Below are 1,182 nucleotides of genomic sequence, written 5' to 3'. Positions count from 1 at the left end.
AATTGGAACTGGATTGGCTGGCATAGTTATCTCCTTAAAAATCTAGGCGACAACTATGCTGACACAGGGGGAAAATGGGTGATCGGATAATCCCGAAATGACTGATCGGAATGCTCCGAAATACGCAGCTAGAGCACGGTGTAAGTCGAGACCATACGAATTACATTCAGAACCACTCTTACGGCGATGTTGCTGAAACTAACTACATCATATACGCCTTTTATAAAGAGAAAAAAGCCGCACTCAAGCTGCTTGAAAAACTGGTAAACAAAGCGATTGTTAAAGCAAATCAGTATCAAGCGAAACGCTGCCATCAAGAAAGTATTAGTGTTCAATCACAGCTGCAAGAAAAAGGCGAATCAGATAACTTGAGATTGTTCGGCTAAAAACAGCTTTTGATATGTTGGCTTCAGCCTTAGATAGGGGGCTTGCAGCCTATGGCTGCAAGGATTTTTGAGAATACTTTGAGGCGGTCGTGGTGGTTACCTTAATGATAAATGAGCTAAACCTCTTAATCCTAGCTATGACTGATTACCCCTGTACGCGGGTAAAGTTAATTTTAACCCCTTGAGGGGTTAAAAGTACTAGTATCCTCTACAGGGGATAATTTACATTAGAGGCAGATATGCTCATAACAAGTTCTAAGCAGCTAGGAATATACTTGCGTGATGTACGCAGGAATCAAAGGCGAAACCAAACCAAAGTCGGAGAGATTGTTGGTCTAAAGCAGACAACAGAAGTGGCCCCCGATTTTCGGACATGACTTTAAGTGGTCGATCTGTTTTGATAGTACCCAACAATACAGGGACAGATTATGACTAGAAAACGTAGAAACCACTCTCCTGAGTTTAAAGCTAAGGTGGCACTCGATGCCGCTAAAGGCGATAAAACCGTCGCTGAGTTAGCTCAGAAATACAACCTGCACGCTAACCAAATCTCGACATGGAAAAAGGAGCTGCTTGAAAACGCAGCCATGATTTTTGCCACCGAAAATCACACAGGAAAAGAGAATTCCGAAGAAGTGGACAAACTTCACGCCAAGATCGGTCAATTGACCATGGAAAATGATTTTTTGGCCAAAGTGCTCGGTCGTTAGACCGAGCCCAGCGAAAGAGTTCGCTGGTTAAATCCACCCCATTGCCGATAAAGCGCCAGTGTGAGCTGCTCAATATTGATCGCTCT

Annotated in this window: 1 protein-coding gene and 1 pseudogene; both read left to right on the top strand. The window is 43.5% G+C overall.

The features are described from left to right. Positions 1 to 110: 110 nt before the first annotated feature. Positions 111 to 386, top strand: a complete 276-nt coding sequence (locus tag UF06_RS15985; protein WP_045571311.1) for a hypothetical protein — start codon at positions 111 to 113, stop codon at positions 384 to 386. 428 nt (positions 387 to 814) lie between these two features. Next, positions 815 to 1,182 (top strand): annotated as a pseudogene (locus tag UF06_RS15980) (transposase); the annotation flags it as partial.

The organism is Vibrio sp. S234-5, assembly GCF_000960595.1.
Taxonomy (GTDB): domain Bacteria; phylum Pseudomonadota; class Gammaproteobacteria; order Enterobacterales; family Vibrionaceae; genus Vibrio.
The sequence above is the reverse complement of the archived record's forward strand: the minus strand, read 5'-3'. Positions and strand labels throughout refer to the sequence as shown.